General features: G+C 60.6%; 26 protein-coding genes and 1 tRNA gene. 13 read left to right on the forward strand and 14 right to left on the reverse strand.

Annotated elements, in window-relative coordinates; translation table 11 throughout:
- Positions 1-48 precede the first annotated feature (48 nt).
- From HJB84_RS09735 to HJB84_RS09760, 6 genes are all read right to left on the reverse strand, one after another.
- On the reverse strand, positions 49-660 hold the full coding sequence (locus HJB84_RS09735) for a flavin reductase family protein (RefSeq protein ID WP_207581183.1): 612 nt from the start codon (positions 658-660) through the stop codon (positions 49-51).
- 4 nt (positions 661-664) lie between these two features.
- On the reverse strand, positions 665-1,408 hold the full coding sequence (locus tag HJB84_RS09740) for an aspartate/glutamate racemase family protein (RefSeq protein ID WP_207581184.1): 744 nt from the start codon (positions 1,406-1,408) through the stop codon (positions 665-667).
- Between the two features lies 1 nt (position 1,409).
- The gene (locus HJB84_RS09745) at positions 1,410-2,231 is read right to left on the reverse strand and encodes an ABC transporter permease (protein ID WP_207581185.1); all 822 of its coding nucleotides are present in this window, start codon (positions 2,229-2,231) and stop codon (positions 1,410-1,412) included.
- Between the two features lies 1 nt (position 2,232).
- Complete coding sequence (locus HJB84_RS09750) at positions 2,233-3,147, reverse strand: ABC transporter permease (RefSeq protein ID WP_221115825.1); 915 nt, start codon at positions 3,145-3,147, stop codon at positions 2,233-2,235.
- Positions 3,148-3,449: 302 nt separating this feature from the next.
- On the reverse strand, positions 3,450-4,748 hold the full coding sequence (locus HJB84_RS09755; RefSeq protein WP_207581187.1) for a PotD/PotF family extracellular solute-binding protein: 1,299 nt from the start codon (positions 4,746-4,748) through the stop codon (positions 3,450-3,452).
- A 49-nt stretch (positions 4,749-4,797) separates the two neighbouring features.
- Positions 4,798-5,886: an ABC transporter ATP-binding protein gene (locus HJB84_RS09760; RefSeq protein WP_207581188.1), complete on the reverse strand. Its 1,089-nt coding sequence runs from the start codon at positions 5,884-5,886 to the stop codon at positions 4,798-4,800.
- A gap of 264 nt (positions 5,887-6,150) precedes the next feature.
- Here HJB84_RS09760 and HJB84_RS09765 point away from each other — a divergent pair, with 264 nt between their 5' ends.
- Positions 6,151-6,861, forward strand: a complete 711-nt coding sequence (locus tag HJB84_RS09765) for a GntR family transcriptional regulator (protein ID WP_207581189.1) — start codon at positions 6,151-6,153, stop codon at positions 6,859-6,861.
- 87 nt (positions 6,862-6,948) lie between these two features.
- On the opposite strand, the gene HJB84_RS09770 is transcribed toward HJB84_RS09765, so the two are convergent.
- Together HJB84_RS09770 and HJB84_RS09775 are read right to left on the reverse strand one after the other, a co-directional pair.
- Positions 6,949-7,362: a DUF4174 domain-containing protein gene (locus HJB84_RS09770; RefSeq protein ID WP_207581190.1), complete on the reverse strand. Its 414-nt coding sequence runs from the start codon at positions 7,360-7,362 to the stop codon at positions 6,949-6,951.
- A 116-nt stretch (positions 7,363-7,478) separates the two neighbouring features.
- Positions 7,479-7,862, reverse strand: coding sequence for a hypothetical protein (locus HJB84_RS09775; RefSeq protein WP_207581191.1), 384 nt, complete (start codon positions 7,860-7,862; stop codon positions 7,479-7,481).
- Between the two features lie 360 nt (positions 7,863-8,222).
- Between HJB84_RS09775 and HJB84_RS09780 the strand changes: the two genes are divergently transcribed.
- The 3 genes from HJB84_RS09780 (at position 8,223) to HJB84_RS09790 (ending at position 9,464) form a co-directional block, all read left to right on the forward strand.
- Entirely contained in the window at positions 8,223-8,447 is a 225-nt protein-coding gene (locus tag HJB84_RS09780; protein ID WP_207581192.1) for a hypothetical protein, read from the forward strand.
- Between the two features lie 26 nt (positions 8,448-8,473).
- A complete protein-coding gene (locus tag HJB84_RS09785) occupies positions 8,474-8,713 on the forward strand; it encodes a DUF2934 domain-containing protein (protein ID WP_207581193.1) in 240 nt (79 codons plus the stop codon).
- A 454-nt stretch (positions 8,714-9,167) separates the two neighbouring features.
- A complete protein-coding gene (locus tag HJB84_RS09790; protein ID WP_207581194.1) occupies positions 9,168-9,464 on the forward strand; it encodes a GIY-YIG nuclease family protein in 297 nt (98 codons plus the stop codon).
- Positions 9,465-10,105: 641 nt separating this feature from the next.
- On the opposite strand, the gene HJB84_RS09795 is transcribed toward HJB84_RS09790, so the two are convergent.
- Positions 10,106-10,300, reverse strand: coding sequence for a hypothetical protein (locus HJB84_RS09795; protein WP_207581195.1), 195 nt, complete (start codon positions 10,298-10,300; stop codon positions 10,106-10,108).
- A 124-nt stretch (positions 10,301-10,424) separates the two neighbouring features.
- On the opposite strand from HJB84_RS09795, the gene HJB84_RS09800 reads away from it, so the two are divergent.
- From HJB84_RS09800 to HJB84_RS09810, 3 genes are all read left to right on the forward strand, one after another.
- Positions 10,425-11,150, forward strand: a complete 726-nt coding sequence (locus tag HJB84_RS09800; RefSeq protein WP_207581196.1) for a LuxR family transcriptional regulator — start codon at positions 10,425-10,427, stop codon at positions 11,148-11,150.
- A 261-nt stretch (positions 11,151-11,411) separates the two neighbouring features.
- Positions 11,412-12,077: an acyl-homoserine-lactone synthase gene (locus HJB84_RS09805; RefSeq protein WP_207581197.1), complete on the forward strand. Its 666-nt coding sequence runs from the start codon at positions 11,412-11,414 to the stop codon at positions 12,075-12,077.
- Entirely contained in the window at positions 12,074-12,265 is a 192-nt protein-coding gene (locus HJB84_RS09810) for a hypothetical protein (RefSeq protein WP_003593249.1), read from the forward strand. The genes HJB84_RS09805 and HJB84_RS09810 overlap by 4 nt, the downstream gene beginning before the upstream one ends.
- Before the next feature lie 133 nt (positions 12,266-12,398).
- Here the strand turns inward: HJB84_RS09810 and HJB84_RS09815 are convergent, their stop codons facing one another.
- Complete coding sequence (locus tag HJB84_RS09815; RefSeq protein WP_207581198.1) at positions 12,399-12,767, reverse strand: response regulator; 369 nt, start codon at positions 12,765-12,767, stop codon at positions 12,399-12,401.
- A gap of 220 nt (positions 12,768-12,987) precedes the next feature.
- Here HJB84_RS09815 and HJB84_RS09820 point away from each other — a divergent pair.
- From HJB84_RS09820 to HJB84_RS33515, 4 genes are all read left to right on the forward strand, one after another.
- Positions 12,988-13,063: transfer RNA gene (locus HJB84_RS09820), tRNA-Ile, on the forward strand.
- A gap of 199 nt (positions 13,064-13,262) precedes the next feature.
- Entirely contained in the window at positions 13,263-13,961 is a 699-nt protein-coding gene (locus tag HJB84_RS09825) for a hypothetical protein (protein WP_207581199.1), read from the forward strand.
- Positions 13,962-14,060: 99 nt separating this feature from the next.
- Positions 14,061-14,270, forward strand: coding sequence for a hypothetical protein (locus HJB84_RS09830; protein ID WP_207581200.1), 210 nt, complete (start codon positions 14,061-14,063; stop codon positions 14,268-14,270).
- Between the two features lie 290 nt (positions 14,271-14,560).
- The gene (locus HJB84_RS33515) at positions 14,561-14,755 is read left to right on the forward strand and encodes a hypothetical protein (protein WP_246762677.1); all 195 of its coding nucleotides are present in this window, start codon (positions 14,561-14,563) and stop codon (positions 14,753-14,755) included.
- Between the two features lie 260 nt (positions 14,756-15,015).
- Here HJB84_RS33515 and HJB84_RS09835 read toward each other — a convergent pair whose 3' ends face one another.
- The gene (locus HJB84_RS09835; RefSeq protein ID WP_207581201.1) at positions 15,016-15,210 is read right to left on the reverse strand and encodes a hypothetical protein; all 195 of its coding nucleotides are present in this window, start codon (positions 15,208-15,210) and stop codon (positions 15,016-15,018) included.
- A 249-nt stretch (positions 15,211-15,459) separates the two neighbouring features.
- On the opposite strand from HJB84_RS09835, the gene HJB84_RS09840 reads away from it, so the two are divergent.
- A complete protein-coding gene (locus tag HJB84_RS09840) occupies positions 15,460-15,606 on the forward strand; it encodes a hypothetical protein (RefSeq protein ID WP_003593213.1) in 147 nt (48 codons plus the stop codon).
- 589 nt (positions 15,607-16,195) lie between these two features.
- The gene (locus tag HJB84_RS09845; protein WP_221115826.1) at positions 16,196-16,936 is read left to right on the forward strand and encodes an SIMPL domain-containing protein; all 741 of its coding nucleotides are present in this window, start codon (positions 16,196-16,198) and stop codon (positions 16,934-16,936) included.
- 116 nt (positions 16,937-17,052) lie between these two features.
- On the opposite strand, the gene HJB84_RS09850 is transcribed toward HJB84_RS09845, so the two are convergent.
- The 3 genes from HJB84_RS09850 to HJB84_RS09860 form a co-directional block, all read right to left on the reverse strand.
- Positions 17,053-17,412, reverse strand: a complete 360-nt coding sequence (locus tag HJB84_RS09850) for a hypothetical protein (protein WP_221115827.1) — start codon at positions 17,410-17,412, stop codon at positions 17,053-17,055.
- 176 nt (positions 17,413-17,588) lie between these two features.
- Entirely contained in the window at positions 17,589-17,894 is a 306-nt protein-coding gene (locus HJB84_RS09855; protein ID WP_207581204.1) for a hypothetical protein, read from the reverse strand.
- 157 nt (positions 17,895-18,051) lie between these two features.
- Complete coding sequence (locus HJB84_RS09860) at positions 18,052-18,474, reverse strand: secondary thiamine-phosphate synthase enzyme YjbQ (RefSeq protein ID WP_207581205.1); 423 nt, start codon at positions 18,472-18,474, stop codon at positions 18,052-18,054.
- Positions 18,475-18,560: the final 86 nt, after the last annotated feature.

The raw sequence follows: 18,560 nt of genomic DNA on the forward strand, positions 1-18,560 counted from the left end.
TCTCGCCAACAGCGAAAATGTAAAGCAAAAACTTGGGCCTACCTCGTGTCAGAGCTTCGGCGTCAGCATCTCGAAACGATCGCGGATGGTGGCGCAAGTATCGCCGCCGAGCCTCGCAATGGCATCGAGCGCGGCCGGATCGACATGCAGCCGTTCCGGATCGACGACCCCGTCGCGGTAATGCGCATAGACGATCTCGCCCATGACGATCTGCCGCGAGCGGCCGAGCTCCAGCGTCACATGCCGCCGGCATTCGAAGGCGGCCGGCGCCTCGGCGATAAAGGGTGAGGCTACTTTCTCGCCTGATATCGCCGTCAATCCCGCTTCCTTCAGTTCGTCGACGCCGCGGGGATATTTGGCGCCGCAGACGTGCATGGCCTCGGCGATGGCGAAGGAGACGATGTTGACCGTGAAGACCTCGGTCATGCGGATATTGTGGCCGGTGTCCTTGAACGACATGTCGGCATTGTTTTCGACACCGATCGCAAGGATCGGCGGATCAGCCGAAAGGCAGTTGAAGAAACTGAAAGGCGCCGCGTTGACCCGGCCGTGCTCGTCGACCGTCGTCACCAGCGCGATCGGCCGCGGGATGATCGTACCGATCATCAGCTTGTAACGCTCGCGCTCAGAGAGCTGCTGGAAGTCGAAGGACACCGCCATGGGATCAGCCGACCCTCTGGGCCGGCGAGAACCCGCTCATCGCCCCTGTGAAGGATTTCGGCAATGGTGAGGCATAGGAGCCGCGCTTGCTGGTGGAAAGCTTAAGCGACACCAGGGCCTCGGCCTGCTTGACGGCGGCCGCCACACCATCGACGACCGGCACGCCGTAGATCGCCTGCAACTCGCGCGCCAGATCGGTCATGCCGGCGCAGCCGAGCACGATCGCCTCGGCGCCGTCTTCGGCAAGTGCCCGCTCGATCTCCGCCCGGAGCTTGCCGACCGCGCCCGAGGCCGCATCTTCAAGCTCCAGCACCGGGATATCGCAGGCGCGCACCCTGGCGCGGTCGCCCATCCCGTAACGGCGCACCAGATTGTCGATCAGCACCCGCGACCGCTCGAGTGTCGTCACCACGGTGAAGCGCTGCGCCAGGAAGCCGGCCGTCACGACTGCGGATTCGCAAAGCCCGAGGATCGGCACATCGGCAAAGCTCCGTGCCGCCTCCAGCCCGGTATCGTCGAAGCAGGCGATGACAGCCGCGTCGTAGCCGGCCGCCTGCCGGTCCTTGAGTTCGCTAAGCAGACCGGGGATCGCCAGCGCGCCGTCGTAATGGCCCTCGATGGAGACGGGGCCCATGCGCGAGGTGGCGGCGATAATCTCGGTTTCGGAAGCAGCCACCGCGCGTGCCGCGGTCGCGGCCTTCTCGGTCATAGAGGCCGTGGTGTTCGGATTGACGATGAGGATGCGCATGTCAGTCTATCTTTGCCTGCCGCCGGCCGAGCATGGTCATGATGCCGAGCGCGATGAGAATGATGGTGAAGGAAAACAGTGTCGTCACCGTGCCAAGCGCATAGAGCACCGGCGTCGTGACATTGGTGGTCATGCCATAGATTTCGAGCGGCAGCGTGTTGTAACTGCCCGAGGTCATCAGCGTGCGGGCGAATTCGTCATAGGAGAGCGTGAAGCCGAACAGACCGACGCCGATCAGGCTCGGCGCGATCATCGGCAGCACCACATGACGGAACGTCTGCCACGAACTGGCGCCAAGGTCGCGCGCCGCCTCTTCATAGGCCGGCGAGAAGCGGTTGAAGACGGCAAACATGATCAGCACGCCGAAGGGCAGCGTCCAGGTGAGATGCGCGCCGAAGGCCGATGAATACCAGGCGGGCCCCAGCCCTCCCTCCTGGAAGACGACGCCGATACCGAGCGAAATGATGATCGAAGGCACCACGAGACTTGCGACGGTGGCGTAAAACAGCGCGGTCGAACCTGGAAAACGGCGGCGGAAGGCAAGGCCGGCGAGCAGCGACACGGTGACGGTCACCACCATCACCATCAGCCCGAGAGTGAAGGAGCGCCGGAAGGAGGCGCCGAAATCGCCGACCGCCTGCTTCTCGAACAGGTTGAAGAACCAGTGGATGGAAACGCCGTTCATCGGGAAGGTCAGACCGCCGTCCGGCCCCTGGAAGGAGAGGATCAGGATCGCCGAAAGCGGGCCGTAGAGGAACAGCACGAAGATGACGAAGAAGATCGCCAGCAAATAGAATCCGAGGCCGCGTTTTTCGTGGTTCATCTCAAAGCTCCTTGCGGATGTCGACGACACGCAGGATGGCCGCGACCATCAAAAGCACCACGGCAAGCAGCACCACGGCATTGGCGGCCGCCGCCGGATATTGCAGCAGCGACATCTGGTTCTTCATCATCAACGCCACCGAGGCGCTCTGGCCGCCGGACATCACCTGCACCGTCGAAAAGTCGGCCATGACGAGGGTGACAACGAAGATCGTGCCGATCGCCATGCCGGGTTTGGCCAGCGGAATGACGACGTTCCACAGCACCTGCCAGCCCGACGCGCCCGCATCGCGCGCCGCCTCGAACAGCGACCGATCGATGCGCATCAGCGTGTTGAAGATCGGCGTCACCATGAACAGCGTATAGAGATGCACCATGGCGAGCACGACGGCGAAATCGGAATAGAGCAGCCATTCGATCGGCTGCGGGATGATGCCCATCTTGATCAGCGCCGAATTGACAAGACCGTTGCGCCCGAGCACCGGGATCCACGAAATCATCCGGATGATGTTCGAGGTCATGAACGGGACGGTACAGACGAGAAAGAGGATCATCTGGGTCGAGGTCTTGCGGATGTGGAAGGCCAGGAAATAGGCGACCCAGAAACCGATAAGAAGCGTCAGCGCCCAGACGATCGCCGTGAATTTCAACGTGTTGAGATAGGTCTTCCACGTCACCCACGAACCGAGCGTGTCGGTGTAGTTCATCGTCAGGAAATCGGGATAGAGGCCGGCGAAGTCGTAATCCCAGAAGCTGACGACGGATATCATAGCGATCGGCAGCAGGAAGAAGAAGCCGAGAATGCCGATCAGCGGCATCGCCTGGAGATAGGAGATCGCTGACGGGGAAAGGCGAAAGGAGCTTTTGCCGCGGGCGCCGTGACTGCCCTCTTCCGCTTCTGCTGCGATGGTCGCCATTATCCGGTTCTCCGTTCTGATTACGGCAGGTTGAACGAAGGTGCATGCCGCCCCCTCATCCGCCTGCCGGCACCTTTACCCGGGTCGAGCCACTGGTCTCGACCCGTCCCTTCGGACCCCCTAGGGGAGAAGAGAAACGCGGCAGCGCCTGGGCCACCGCGAACCTTGCTTTGGTTTCGCAGCATCGCTGCGAACTCCCTCTTCTCCCCGGCGGGGAGAAGATGCCCGAAGGGCAGATGAGGAGGCGGAGCGGAGCGACGTCTTCAGCATCAGCGAAAGACGACGCTGCCCCGCCCGAAACATCAGGCAGCGATGAACTCGTTCCAGCGGCGGACCATGTAGCGGTCTTCGTCCATCACGGAGTTCCAGCAGGCGACGGCGCCCATGCGGGTTTCGAACGAGCCGCCGTCACGCACGGCGCCGGCCTTTTCCATGACCTTGCCCTCGGGAGACAGGATGTCGCCCTGGGCCGGCTTGCCCTCGATCCAGTAGCCCCATTCGTCGGCCGACATGAATTCCTTGGCGGTGTCCATGGCAGCGGAATAGTAGCCCTGGCGGTTGAGGTAGCCGCCGACCCAGCCGGACGTGTACCAGTTGATGTATTCGTAAGCCGCATCGAGCTGGGCGCCCTTGAGATGCGAGGCAAGGCCGAGACCGCCGCCCCAGGCGCGATAGCCTTCCTTGAGCGGCTGGAAGGTGCAGGCGATGCCCTTGGAGCGGACGGCGGCGACGGCCGGCGACCACATCGACTGGATGACGACTTCGCCCGAGGCCATCAGGTTGACCGACTCGTCGAACGACTTCCAGAAGGCGCGGAACTGGCCGTCGGCCTTGGTCTTGATCAGGAATTCGATCGTCTTGTCGATCTCTTCCTTGGTCATGTTGCCCTTGTCGGCATATTTGATCTTGCCGGAGGCTTCCATGATCATCGCCGCATCCATGATGCCGATCGACGGAATGTTGAGGATCGCGGTCTTGCCCTTGAAAGCCGGGTCGAGAATATCGGCCCAGCTGGTGATCGGACGGCCGGTGAGGTCGGGGCGGATGCCGAGCGTGTCGGCATTGTAGATGGTTGGAACCATCGTCATCCACTGCGTCGGCTCCTTGGCGAATTTCTTGGAACCCTGCGCTTCGACGAAGCCGACCGTGTGCGGCGCCGTGCCCTGGGCGATGACGCTGTCTGCCTTCAGCTTGCCGTTGATGAACAGCGGCACGATCTTGTCGTAATATTTCAGCTTCTTTACGTCCATCGGCTGCATCACGCCTGTTGGAAACACCTTCTTGGCGATCCAGTATTCGATGTCGGCGATGTCGTAGCTGTCAGGCTGGGTGACGGCGCGCTGGGCGGCGGCATCGGAATCGGTCGCCGTCATCTCCAGCGTGATGCCGAGGTCGGCCTTGCACTTCTCGGCGATGGCATTGATGTTCGAAACACCGGTGCCGAACTGGCGAAGCGTGATGTTCGTCTTCGCCCAGATTGTCGGGAAGCCGGTGATGGCGCCGGAGCCGGCAATGGCGCCGACGGCGGCAGCACCCGTCTTCAGCAGGGTGCGGCGGGAAAGACCCTTTTCCGCCTTGGTCGATGTGGTTTCAGTCGTCATGCCAGTTCCCCTTTTTGTTGGATGGGCAAGGTTGGTTGTCGATGGTGGTTCAAGCGGAAGCGCGGCCGAGCAGCACGGCATCCTCGAGCGCCCAGCTGAGTGAGACGGCGTCGCCGACGGCGACCGGACGGGCGAAATAGTCGCTATCGTCGGCAATGACGGTGAAATCGTCGCTGCCGGCGCCGATAACGGTGATCTTCACCGAAGAGCCGCGATATTCGATGTTGGAGACGATCCCGTCGAAGCCGAGCGTCCATTCGGTCGCCACCTGCAAGCGGACACGGTCGGTGCGGATGCCGATATCGACGGGCTCTCCGATCTCCCTGCCCGTTCCACGCACCGAAAAGCTCTGCCCCTCCGGCACGCTCATGACGAGTACGCCGTTCTCGCTCGACGTTACCCGGCCGGTGAGCACGTTGTGATCGCCCATGAACCGGGCGACGAAGGCGGTCGCCGGCTTTTCGAAAATTTCGCGCGGTGCCGCGGCCTGCTCGATCCTTCCGTCATTCATGATGACGATGACATCGGCGAGCGCCATCGCCTCTTCCTGGCTGTGGGTGACGTGCACGAAGGTAATGCCGAGCGACTTCTGCAGTTTCTTGAGCTCGGCGCGCATGCGGATCTTCAAAAACGGATCGAGCGCCGACAGCGGCTCGTCGAGCAGCAGCGCTTCCGGGTCAGTGATCAGCGCGCGCGCCAGCGCCACGCGCTGTTGCTGGCCGCCGGAAAGCTGGGCCGGGCGCCTAACGGCATAGGACTCCATCTGCATCAGCTTCAGCATCTCGAGCGCCTTGGCCCGCCGTTCCGCCTTGTCGACGCCCTTCATCTTCAAGCTGAAGGCGACGTTGTCGATCAGGTCGAGATGCGGGAACAGCGCGTAGGACTGGAACATCATCGCCGTGCCGCGCCTGGCCGGCGGAAAATCGGTGACGACTGTATGGCCGAGCCGGATATCGCCCGACGAGATGCTCTCGTGGCCGGCGATCATCCGCAGCGTCGAGGTCTTGCCGCAACCCGACGGGCCGAGGAAGCAGCAATAGGAGCCGGCCGGAATCTTCAGGCTGATCTCATCGACCGCCGTCGTCGCGCCGTAGACCTTCGAAACGGATACTAAATCGATCTCTGCCGCTTTCGACATCATGCTTCCCCTGTTCGGAAAAGACGATGCATCCGCCGTGCCAGATTCCCTCACGCCGCGCCAAGCTCTTGTGAAACAAAGATTTTGCCGACGACAGATCCATGAGGAGAATTTTGAGCACGACAGTGTCTGCACATGATTTAGGCTATCGTGCTCAATTTTTGCAAAAAATCGTATACAATTTAACCGGCATTTCGGGCACAAAATCATTTAACTTTTGCCGCGAAGCCGGATATGGTTTGCCCGCCATCAGGGAATGATTTCATGAAATCCGCCGCCACGGCTCAGCAGGCCGAAGAACCCGCCGAAACCGGCGCGCAACAGATCCGCGACGCCATTCGCGAGGCAATCGTCGAACGCAGGCTTTCGCCCGGCACCAAGCTTTCCGAAAGCGATGTCGGCAATCTTTTCAATGTCAGCCGTACGCTCGCCCGCGCCGCTTTGCAGGCGCTCTCCTATGAGGGCCTCGTCAACGTCGAAAAGAACCGCGGCGCCTTCGTTGCCTATCCCTCGCCTGAAGAAGCCCGCCAGATTTTCTCAGCCCGCCGCCTGGTCGAGCCCGGCCTGTTGCGTGAGGCAGCGGCGCGGATCACCCCGGATGACCTCAGAGATCTGAGAGAGCTGTTGCTGGAAGAGGGCCGGCTGATGGGCGAGCGTGGCCAGACGGCGCGCCGCGCCGAGATCAAGGCATCCGGCGATTTCCACTTGATGCTGGCGGTCATATCCGGCAATGCGATCATGCAGCGCTTCATGGAGGAGCTCGTTGCCCGCTCGTCCCTGGTGATCGCGCTTTACGGCCAGTCGACCGCCTCGAGCTGCGGCCATTCCGAACACGGCGAGATCATCTCGGCAATCGAAAGCAACGAACTGGACCGCGCCTGCGAGCTGATGCTGCATCACATCGCCCATATCGAGGGCGATCTCGACCTGCGCGAACGCAAGAGCCTCGGCCTCAAGGAAGCCTTCGAACTTTAAGAGTGACCGTCGAGCGATACCCAGGCAAGACGTCGGACGCGCGGCTTTCGCCACACTCCGTGTCGCGTCAAGCGGAGTGTCGAAACACTACCAAGGCGTCTGCTTCGGCAGCATTTCGAAGGCCGCGAAGATATCCTCGGCGGTCCGCGGCTCGCTCGAGCGCAGCTTCACGGCGCCGTCGCGGCCGACCAGGATCAGCCCGAACGCGCCGGATGGCGGCCCCTGCAGCCGCTCTCTGACATCGTCGGCATCGAGTTCGGAGCCGTCGTCGAACAGCGAGAAAGCACCGCCGCCGGCAATGATGAAAACCTCGACATCTTCCTCGATGAGACGCATATGCGCGTTCCGCAGCCAATCGTCCTGGATGACGGCGCGGTCGTCCTGCGCATCGGCGAAGATGATCAGCACGCGCTTTCTGTCGCGAAACTGCTCGAGCGATTGCGGAAGCTCCGGCGCGCGCCGCGGAGCGCCGATGATTTCATGAACGATGGATTTCAGCATGATGCTCATTCCTCACCCGCACTGGCGGCGGGCCTGCCGGTAAAACGGCTGGCAATGGGCGAGGTTCCGCCAGGAAGCGGAAAAGGATCGCGGCCATGGCCGCGATCCTCATCCAGTCAGTCGCGGTTCTGTTCTTCGGCGGTGCGAGCCGAAACGGCGACGAGATCAACCGTGCCATTGGCAAGAAGGCGCTTGCGCACCAGCACGCGCATGACACGCGCCGCCGTCGAGAAAGTCATCTGGTCGAGCGGGCCTTCGCCCTCCCACGGCTTGGTCAGCCGTTCGGTAACTGCGCCGACGATATTCATCGGCACGATATCTGTGCATTCGCGCATCGCTTCGAAAACGAAGCCGATGGGGATGACCCGTCCTTCGTAAGTCACGATCGGTTCGGTCAGTTCGCTGTCCCATTCCTCGAAGGCATAGAGCGCTTCGCGAAACAGCTGCTGGAGGGTAAACGGCGCATGGCCGTCATGAAGTGGCGGCAGGGCATTCATCATGTCTGTCTCCTCTTGATGGGTTGAAGCCAAAGTCCTCCGGTATCGGTCGCGCCAACGCGGGGAACGGAACGTTTTTGCTGCCCCTGCGAACCGATTAACACGATTGATTCTATAGACTAACGCGCCGGGGTAAAGCCCATTTATCGGCGATCCCGGAAGCGAATTCCATAACGCGCTGATATTCTTGCATTTTTTAGTTGAAATTTTCCCCGCGTCGACCGTTCTTGAAAATCTATGTCGCAGCTCCAGATTGCCCCGCAATGGCACGACCGCGCGAAAAAACGCTGAAAATTCACGGAACTTTTGTCGCTGTAATCTGTTTTGTTCTCACATTTGAAAAACAGTCTGGGGTAATCACCAATGACGCAAATCCGTGAACCGGAGCGCCGAAGCAGGATCCTGCGCGGCCGGCCCTACAGCCTTGATGAATTCGCTTCCAAATATGGCCTGCTGAGCGATCAGGCCGAAAGCCTGTTCACCCGCTTTGGCCCCTCCTCGATCGAACTCGACCTGCTGATGGCCGCCAAGCGCCGCCTGCCGGTTCGCCACGACAGACCAATTACTCATGACAGAATTGCGGAATAAACACCTTTAACGAATGGAATGAATAGATGAGCAACAGACGCCACGAATGGATCAGCAAAAGAGCTTACGCGATCTGGGAAGAACAGGGCCGCCCGCAAGGGCGTGATGACGATCACTGGCGCCAGGCGGTTGCCGAACGCAATGCGTTGGAACGCACCCAGGCCTCCGTTGATGGCCGCGAGGTGCTGGTGAAGTTTCGCCCGAAGCCGCAGCGGCCGGAAATGCCATGCCAGGACTGGGCCAATCCATCGACAAAGGTCGGCTGATCTTTTCTGCGGAGCGCATCCCTTGCCAAGAAGCCCCCTGTGGCCGGCCTCGTCCTTCGAGCCTCTGCGGGGCACCTCAGGATGAGGTCGGAGAGAGGCGCGCTTGCCTCATCGGAGAACGCGGCGCTTGCCGCCGATAGTCTAACAGCAGGCACAACAGCTAGCCCTCATGGTGAGGAGGCCCGCAGCCTCATCCACATCGCCACATTAATCGCCAGTGGCCGGCCTCGTCCTTCGAGGCCCCGGTCGGGGTACCTCAGGAGGAGGGCGGAGAGATGTGCGGCTTGCCTCACCGGAGGCCGCCGTGCCTCCGATAGTCTGGCAGCAGGGCGCAACAACTAGCCCTCATGGTGAGGAGGCCCGCAGGGCCGTCTCGAACCACGAGGGCGGGTGGCGGGGCACTCACGGCGCCGCACGATTGCTGCCCACTCGCTCCCCATGCTAGCCTTCCACCATGGAAGTCACCGTTTATATCCTCCGCTGCAGCGACGGCTCGTATTACACCGGCCTCACCAAGCAGGAGATCGAGGCGCGTGTCTGGGAGCACAATGCCGGGACCTATGACGGCTACACTGCCAAGCGCCTCCCGGTCGAACTCGTCTTCACCGAAACCTATGACCGCATCATCGACGCCATCGCCCGCGAGCGGCAGATCAAGGGCTGGTCCCGCCGTAAGAAGGAGGCGTTGATTGCCATGGATTACGAGGCCTTGCCGGAATTGTCCAAACGCGGGCCAGTCGAGGCCAAGTGAGCGCGCGTGGCCGGTGGCCGACCTCGTCCTTCGAGGCCCCTGCGGGGCGCCTCAGGATGAGGGCGGAGAGAGGGCGCGGCCAGCCTCACCGGAGGGCGGAGCGAAGCTGAGATCCGTCGACCAAGCCAAAAGCACTCCGATCACCCACTAGCCACACGGCACCACGACCAGCCCTCATCCTGAGGTGCGCAGGCCAGAGGCCGGAGCCTCGAAGGGCGGGGGCGGGTGATAGCCGCAGCTCCCATTACCGGAGGAGATAGCGGTGGCCGGCCTCGTCCTTCGAGGCCCCTGCGGGACACCTCAGGATGAGGGCGGAGAGATGCCGCGGCTTGCCTGAGCGGAACGAGGGTGTAGCGCGTCTGTCGCGCGGGAGGGTCCGCAATGGCACAGTGCAACCGCTTCCCCGGACACTGGAAACGCTTCATCAAGCATATTGACACAAATCCATGGAATACGGGCTTTCCGCTTACCCGCCTGCGACATTGCCGCTCGACACTTTCTTCGCAAAATCGGAAACGGATAAGAATGAAACGTGGTCACTCGCGGGACACGGATTTTATCTCGCCGCGGCACCAATTCCGGTGCCCGGCCGATCCTGTAATATCGGGAAAAGCCTGAAACGCCCGCCAGGGCAGGCCATGTCAGAAAGCGTTGTTTTCCACGCAAAGCGCCCGGTGGACCTCGGTCCAGAACAGCGCCAGCGGCGTGTCGCCATTGCGTTCGGCAACGAGCGCGCGGATCAGCGCTTCGGAGCCTGCCATGTCCTGCCAGCTGGATTTCAGGCCCTTGGCGGCCTGTTGGCATTCGGCAATCTCGAATGGTCTTCTGCTGTCCATATGAGGTCTCCTCGTGGAAAGGCGCTAGCAGACGGAGCCTGGATTGTCATTCCCCGCATATGTGGGGATGCCTTGTATTTATGACGGTCCTCGCGGTAGGATTGAGGGAATTGGGGCAGTGGAAATGACTGAGAATACCTATAGCGAAAAGTTCGAGTCGGCTTTCGAACAGATCAAGGCTGCGGCCAATGTAGATGGCGCCATCCGCGTTCTGCAGGCGGAATATGGCCTCGATTTCGTCACCTACCACCTCGCCCAGACGATCGCCAGCAAGATCGATTCGCCCTTCGTGCGCACCACCTATCCGGATGCCTGGGTCTCGCGTTATCTCCTGAACAGCTATGTGAGGGTCGATCCGATCGTCAAGCAGGGCTTCGAACGCCAGCTGCCGTTCGACTGGAGCGAGGTCGAGCCGACGCCGGAGGCCTATGCCATGCTTGTCGACGCCCAGAAGCACGGCATTGGCGGCAACGGCTACTCCATTCCCGTCGCCGACAAGGCGCAGCGCCGCGCGCTTCTGTCGGTGAATGCCCGCATACCGGTCGACGAATGGACCGAGCTGGTCCGCCGCTGCCGCACCGAATGGATCGAGATCGCCCATCTGATCCATCGCAAGGCGGTCTACGAGCTGCACGGTGAGAACGATCCGGTGCCGGCATTGTCGCCGCGCGAAATCGAGTGCCTGCATTGGACGGCGCTGGGCAAGGATTACAAGGATATCTCGGTCATCCTGGGCATTTCCGAGCACACGACGCGCGACTATCTGAAGACCGCCCGCTTCAAGCTCGGCTGCGCCACGATCTCGGCCGCCGCCTCGCGGGCCGTGCAATTGCGCATCATCAATCCCTGAAGCGCGTCGCGCGTCTTTTGAGACGGGCAAAGGATGCTGTAACTTCGAATCCTCGCATCGTGCTTTCCGAAAATCGTTTCCGATTTTCGGGCCGGTGCGCCAGGTCGTCGTTTGGCGCATGTCGTTGTCGCAAAACCGCGGCACAGTTTTGCGCGACATGCTCTGCCCCCCTCATCTGAGGGGGCCCATCTGAGGGAATTTCCGATCCGGCCCGTCTGAACCATTCTGCTCTCCACGAACTTGCAAACGCTGGAGGGCAAGATGTTTGTAATCATTCAGGCTCACGAATATCAGAAATACGCTGCCGTACTTGATCAGATGTTTCGCCTGCGCAAGCAGGTTTTCGCCGATACGCTCGGCTGGGACGTTCCCGTCGTCGGCCCTTACGAGCGCGACAGCTACGATGCGCTCGCTCCCGCCTATCTCGTCTGGTGCAACGACAGCCGCACCCGTCTTTATGGCGGCATGCGCCTGATGCCGACGACCGGCCCGACCCTTCTCTACGATGTCTTCCGCGAGACTTTTCCGGATGCCGCCAATCTCATTGCGCCGGGCATCTGGGAGGGCACGCGCATGTGCATCGATGAGGAGGCGATCGCCAGGGATTTCCCGAATATCGACGCCGGCCGCGCCTTCTCGATGATGCTGCTGGCGCTTTGCGAATGCGCGCTCGATCACGGCATCCACACGATGATTTCCAACTACGAGCCCTATCTCAAGCGCGTCTACAAACGTGCCGGCGCCGAAGTGGAAGAACTCGGCCGCGCAGACGGTTACGGCAAGTATCCCGTCTGCTGCGGCGCCTTCGAGGTGTCGGACCGCGTGCTGTGCAAGATGCGCGCCGCCCTCGGCCTGACCCTACCCCTTTATATCAGACACGTGCCGGCCCGCTCGGTCGTGACCCAATTCCTGGAGATGGCAGCATGAACCGCCTCGCTGAAACCGCAATACAGAAAGATATCGGCGCCTTGGAGCGCCACGTGCTCGCCTCCCGCGACATTGCCACGCAGATAGGGGATCCCTTCCTCTCCTATCTCCTCTCGATGGCGCTGTTCACGATCTACGAAAAGAAGGCTCACCACGAGAACGAGGCGCTGAAGAGCAGCTTCAGCTGAGGGCGCGACCCCCTCCGCACGCCCGAAGACCAGCATGTCTCCCGGCGCCTCGCGCGCAGCCGCAAAACCGTCCCCGTTTTGCGGCTGCGCGCCCAGTCATGTCATGGGGAAGTCCTATCACCAAGCAATCCAGTCACGTCATCAGCGAAGCGATCGTCGAGATCAGCGCGTCGTGCATGTAGGGCTTCGGCAGGAAGGCGGTGTTGGCCGGCAGCGCCATGGGGTCCAGCCGCACCATGCCCGAGGTGATGATGATGCCGATATTCGGCCGCATCGCCCTCACCCGCTTGGCAAGCTGGATCCCGTCCATCGAACCTGCCATGTTGACGTCGGTGAACAGGATATCGACATCCTGCCTGCCCTTCAGCACCACCAACGCCTCATCGGCATTTGCCGCCTCCAGCGCCACATGGCCGACATCTTCAAGCACATCGAGGACAGTGAACCGGATCAGCGGCTCGTCCTCGACGATAAGCACCACGGCACTGTTCAACGCCACCATCTGCGACCGCCCTCTTCATCGAATCCAATCTCTGTAATTGCCGCCCGCGCGAGAAGGTTCCAGTACCGGCGCCCACGAAATATGCACCGTCCACAGATGCTTGCGCTCTGCGCTTGTGGCTCCCTGCAATTTGCGTTAGAGCGAACCGATGCTGTGGGAACCATTGCCCCGGCATCCAGGCGCCGGCCTCCGGCGCCAAGGCGCCCACCACCGGCGTCAAGGGCCTGTAGCTCAATGGTTAGAGCCGGCGGCTCATAACCGCTTGGTTGGGGGTTCGAGTCCCTCCGGGCCCACCATTTTTCCCAAAGATCGGCTGACAACTTGGTTAGCCACCCACTGTTTACGCCACGTTTCATCACCGAGGCTGGCTATCAGATTTTCCTCACGCTGCGAATGATGGGGCACGTGCCGAAAAAAGCTGTGACCAGATTTGCGACCCACTTCATGTTGCCGGTTCCGCTACAGTAATTTTCACCATCTTACGACGAGGCGAGCATGTCAGAAATTCTTACGTCCATCAGAGAATTAGGTACTTGGCTTGGAAGTGAATTCTGGTCCGCACTGGTGGGGGCAATTGTGGGCGGCCTAATCGCACTGTTCATTCAAAAGCAGGAACAAAACGCGGCGCGCAGGGAACGTAAAGATGATCGAAGGATGGAAGCAAAAAGCCATGGATATTCGCTTCTTTTTAAAGTGATCTCTATCCACTCATCGCTCACTAATATCAAAAAAACTATCGATGATCGGCTCGCGCTAGCAAAGCGCGAGAAGATAGAATTGATATCCGCTGTTCTTCTTCCGATAGCAAACCTTCCAACCCCCGTCGAATTTTCACCAGCTGAGATGGCGATGCTATTGTCCTTGAAGAACGACGATGCGTTCAACGCAGTTGTGTCGTTAGACAAGATCCACAATTCGATTATCCCAATCTGGACAATATACGACGCCAAGAGAGCGGCGATCCCGACGCAGAGTGAGAACCACGTTTTCGATAAAACTCAAGGCAGAGGGAAATTCGACATAATGCAGGGCAGCCACTTCGAAGCATCGGTATATGAGATCGAAACTTTAGCAAATGAACTCGTCAGGCGGGCGGAAGTAGACTTTTTGGACGCCGACAAAGCAATGAAGATGCTCGTCCCACTGCTGAACGATCGGCTGAAACTTGGTGTGGGCGTCACAAACAAACGATGATACGCGCATGATCAGTCCGATCGTCGAGCCACCTGCCTTTCGACAGAAGTTGTGCTACTTATTAATGGATGTCGTGGTTCTCGGGAGGGGTAGCAATTCATGGTCGTGCACAGGGATATGACTAGCGACGAATGGAAGTGGCTTGTGCGCCTCTGCCAACACGAAGCGGATAGCATTCCGAAGGAAATCGAAGCGCGGTTTACCGAGCTTGGTCTGTTCGGGCCGAATGGTCTTTCGGACAATGCCAGGAATCTGGTTCAAAATGAACTGCTGGCAGAGCGGCGGAACAGACTGCAAGGGCTTCACTGAGTGATAACCTTGGACGCCAAGCAGGCGTCCAAAGCGGTGATGTTCATTGCGGCACGGCCCAAGCCGGAAAACCGACTATCTCGGCGGCGGCGTTTCCTAGAGTGGCTATTTGGAGAGCCAATGGGCTCCCCAACAGGTTTTCCGGGTTAGGCTTAGCCCTCGGGTGAAGCTGGCGAAGGTTTGTCAACAAATAACGAAATCTTGATCGACAAGCACAGTTATCGGAATGCCTCATCGACCCTAGTTGTCAGGAATACAAGGACACTCTTTGGGCAATGCTGGATGGTCACATGTTTCAAACTCGCAAACTATTGGCAGCCATGACAGCCGTCTTCGTCATCTCCATGTCGGCATCGTCCTGCACCACGAGCTCACATGACTCGGTGCAAACGGGCTCGGTCGGGTATACCTCTCACAGCGCTGATTTTGCCCTCCGGCCCGCCTGCCGCAATGGATTCGGCAACGATCGTCCGTGCAGCTATTAGCGCTGGAAATGCGGACGCCAGTGCCGTGATAGCTCCATTGGTCGGTGCCGCATCTTTCGGCACGGCATGCTTGTCAGACGGAAAAGTGGAGCCGCCGGCTGCAGGCAGTTGGCTGTAATTGCCCAACAATCTCCGCTTGCTCGGTCCATGGGAAGCCAGTCGTGGATTGGGCCATAGGGGCGATGTGGGGCGAAACATAGGCTACCGCCACGACAGCATCAGACTGACTTCGTCCAACGACATGGTGCTCAGGACTCTTCCTAATAACTACAAGAACGCCCGTCGCTAGGTCTGAACCCGCCCCCGCAGGCCGGGTTGAGCGGGCGACTCTCGTGATAGTAACCGTCGCCGATCGAAGAGGTCTGGTCGAGGCTTCCGGACGACGTGCAGGCCGACGTGATCGTTGCAAGGCTGATCAGCGTTCCGGTCGCGATAAAGGCGAAAAATCGGTTCATCTGAGCGTCTCCTTCGGAAGGGCGTGATTTCAGCCCAAGAGGGCAATCTACCACGCGATGACGGGTGTTTGTGAGGATTTAGAGCGGTTGGCCGCCTCGGCGGCCCCGCCTAACGCCAATGTGATCGCCTTTCACCTGCCTCCGAGCCATGCACTGTCGCATAACTGTCATGTAAAATTGCCCATTGCGATGGCAGCTTGGGCAAAATATATGCTGCCGGCTAACAAAAAAAAGAATGAGTGAACTGCCATGAGTGCCCTGCATAAACTTTTCAACCGCAATCTCCTGACCCGTTTCGTGACCGGTCTCGGTGCGGTTCCCCAGCGTTTTCGCGACGCGCGCGAAGAGCGCAAGCCTGCGATCCATCCGTCGTTTATGGATGATTTCGGCGCATAAAGCGCGCCGCGAAGCCGTCTGCGGCTTCTGATCAAGAAATAGGCAATTCCTTCCGGAACTAGGACCAGTCGACAGGCCGGCCTTCGGCGCCTGCGAAACCGTGGAACTGCAGACCAAGCCGGTGAAAACCGTGCCCAGGATGGAGAGGGTGTGCCGTGGTCGGCCCCCTCTGCCCTGCCGGGCATCTCCCCCACAGGTGGGGAGATCGGCAAGTGGCTAGGCCTTCCTACCTCTCTTCCGTTGCGTCGTTCTGCGACGCCAATTGTCTGGGGAAACCCGTGCGCCCAGCCAATCTCCCCACCCGTGGGGGTCCGAAGGACGGGTCGAGACCCGCGGCTCGACCCCGGGCCCGGCAGGGCAGAGGGGGCTGACACGGCACACTCTCCGTTACTCGCCAGCACAGGACGCGTTCTCTTTCACTCCCTGTTGAGCCGAATGTTGCAGCCGACCGCTGAACGGATTTTGAGTTCCACCCACGCATCCCGCACATTTTTCTCCCGATGCGCCTCCGCCCTTCCTTTCCGCCGCAATAGCTTCACAATCAACCGACAGAAAGTGGTTCCGGGAAACGACAACTAGGGAATGAAACATGGCGCCGATTCTCTCCAAAACTATTCTGATGACTGCCCTTCTGGCTCTGCCGCTTGGCAGCGCAGCGCCCGCATTGGCGCAGGAAGCAAAGCCGCGCGAGGCGGTGATCTCGGTGACGGGCGATGGCGAATCGGCCATCGCTCCCGATATGGCTGTCGTCAATCTCGCGGTCGTCAAGCAGGCGAAAACCGCCCGCGAAGCGCTCGACGAGAACAACAAGGCGATGAACGAGGTGCTTAAGGCGCTGAAGGACGGCGGCATCGCCGAGCGCGATCTACAAACCTCAGGCTTTTCCATCCAGCCGCAATATAACTATCCGCAGCCGGTCGATGGCCAGCAACAGCAGCCGCAGCTGATCGGCTACCAGACCATCAATTCGGTCACCGTCAGGCTGCGCGATCTCGCCAAACTCGGCCAGGTGATCGACCAGTCCGTCACCCTCGGTATCAACCAGGGCGGCGACATCCAGTTCACCAACGACAAGCCGGAAGCAGCCCTCGAACAGGCGCGCAAGAATGCCGTCGCCGAGGCCGTCAAGAAGGCGAAGACGCTGAGCGAAGCCGCTGGCGTCAAGCTCGGCCGGATCATCGAGATCAACGAGAACGTCCCTCGCCCGATGCCGCAGCCCGCCTATCGCGCCACGATGATGAAGGAAGCTTCCGACGCTGCCGTTCCCGTCCAGGGCGGCGAGAACAGTTACAATGTCAGCGTCACCGTGACCTTCGCCATCGATCAGTAAGCATGACAGCGCCGCGTGTCCTTCAGACGCGCGGCGCTGTCAAAGAATTACACAAAAAGAAAACCGCCCTTGCCGATCCGGGAGACTGGCAAAGGCGGTCGGTATTCTAGTCGATATCAGCGACGCAGAGCGGGGCAGCCGCGGACGTTGCCGAAGCTTATCTGGTCGGGGCCGCGACGTGTCCAGCCCTGGACGATGACGCGGCGCGGCGTGACGTCGACGACGCGGGCGCGGCGGAAGCCGAAATCGCGGGCCATATCTTCAGCGAGACGCGGATCGCAACCGCGCGGCCGGCGATCGTAGCCCAGAGGCGGACGGTCGTAGCCGGGCGGCGGACGGCGGTAATCCCGCGGCTGATCACGATCCTGATCGCCGATAATGATATTCAACTGCGCGGCGGCAGGCGCCATCGTGCCGGCAAGGGTGCCGGCTGTCAGCATGGCGGCAAGACCCGCCTTTGCCAAAAACTGCATCATCTAAAAACCTTTCGTTTGAAAGTCGGTGCGGCCGAGCCGCCCGCCTATTACTCCGCATTCCGCCGAAGCGTCATTTGGGAATCACCCATACGGGCTAGAGAAGAGACAAGTGAAAGTGTCGCCGTCAAGGCAAAAGCGGCCGGCAAGCGCCGTGTCGGTGCTTGCCGGCTCAGTCCTCAGCGCCGGATCAGCGGGCAGCCGCGGACATTTGCGAAGGTGATCCTGTCCCAGCCGCGACGCTCACGCCCCGCAACGACGACGACGCGCGGCGACATGCGGGTGATGCGGGCATCGCGCAGGCCGAAGTCGCGCGCCTTGCGCACCGCATGCATCGGCGAGCAACCGCGGATCGGACGATGGTATTGCGCTTCGGCGACGAGGTTCGTCTGCGGCCCTGCGGCTGCCGCGGTGGAAGCCGTGACCGGAATGGAGCAGAGGGCGAGCAATGCGGCAAGCGAGGCTTTGGCGAGCAAATGCGTCATGGGGTGTCTCCGTCGATTTGTTCTTTGTCTTTACGCATGTCGTTATCGCGCGACATGCTCGAACTCTCCCTTCAGGGATTGTTTCGACAGTAGACGCCTGCAAACTGAATGGCATTCGAACCGCGCATTCAGTTCTCATTCAGAAGGATTAATCCTTTCAGGCACTGAGATGCAGGACGATTTCGCGCCGGTGCGGCCGGTCGCGATGTTCGAACAGATAAAGGCCCTGCCAGGTGCCGAGCATCAGCCGCGCCCTCGCGACGGGGATGCCGATCGAAACCTGAGTGAGCGCCGCCTTGATATGCGCCGGCATGTCGTCCGGCCCCTCGGCCCTATGAACGACCCAGCCCATCGCGGGATCGGAGGCCGACGGCACGAGGCGGCGGAAGAAGGCGAGAAGATCGGTTTGTACGTCGGGATCGGCATTTTCCTGGATCAGCAGCGAACAGGAAGTGTGCCGCACGAAGACGGTGAGAAGCCCCTCCTCCTGCCCGGCCGCTCTGACGAAAGCCTCCGCCTGGTCGGTGAATTCGTAAAGTCCCTGCCCGCGTGTGGCTAGTGTAAGGACCGTCTGCGGCAAGGCGCTCTCCCGTCTCGGAGTGATATCCCCGCGAGTTGGCGCGTCATGGCGGCCAAGTCAATGCCTCGAAAAGCGGGAGCGCCGGC

It is taken from the genome of Rhizobium sp. NZLR1b, from assembly GCF_019685155.1.
Taxonomy (GTDB): Bacteria; Pseudomonadota; Alphaproteobacteria; order Rhizobiales; family Rhizobiaceae; genus Rhizobium.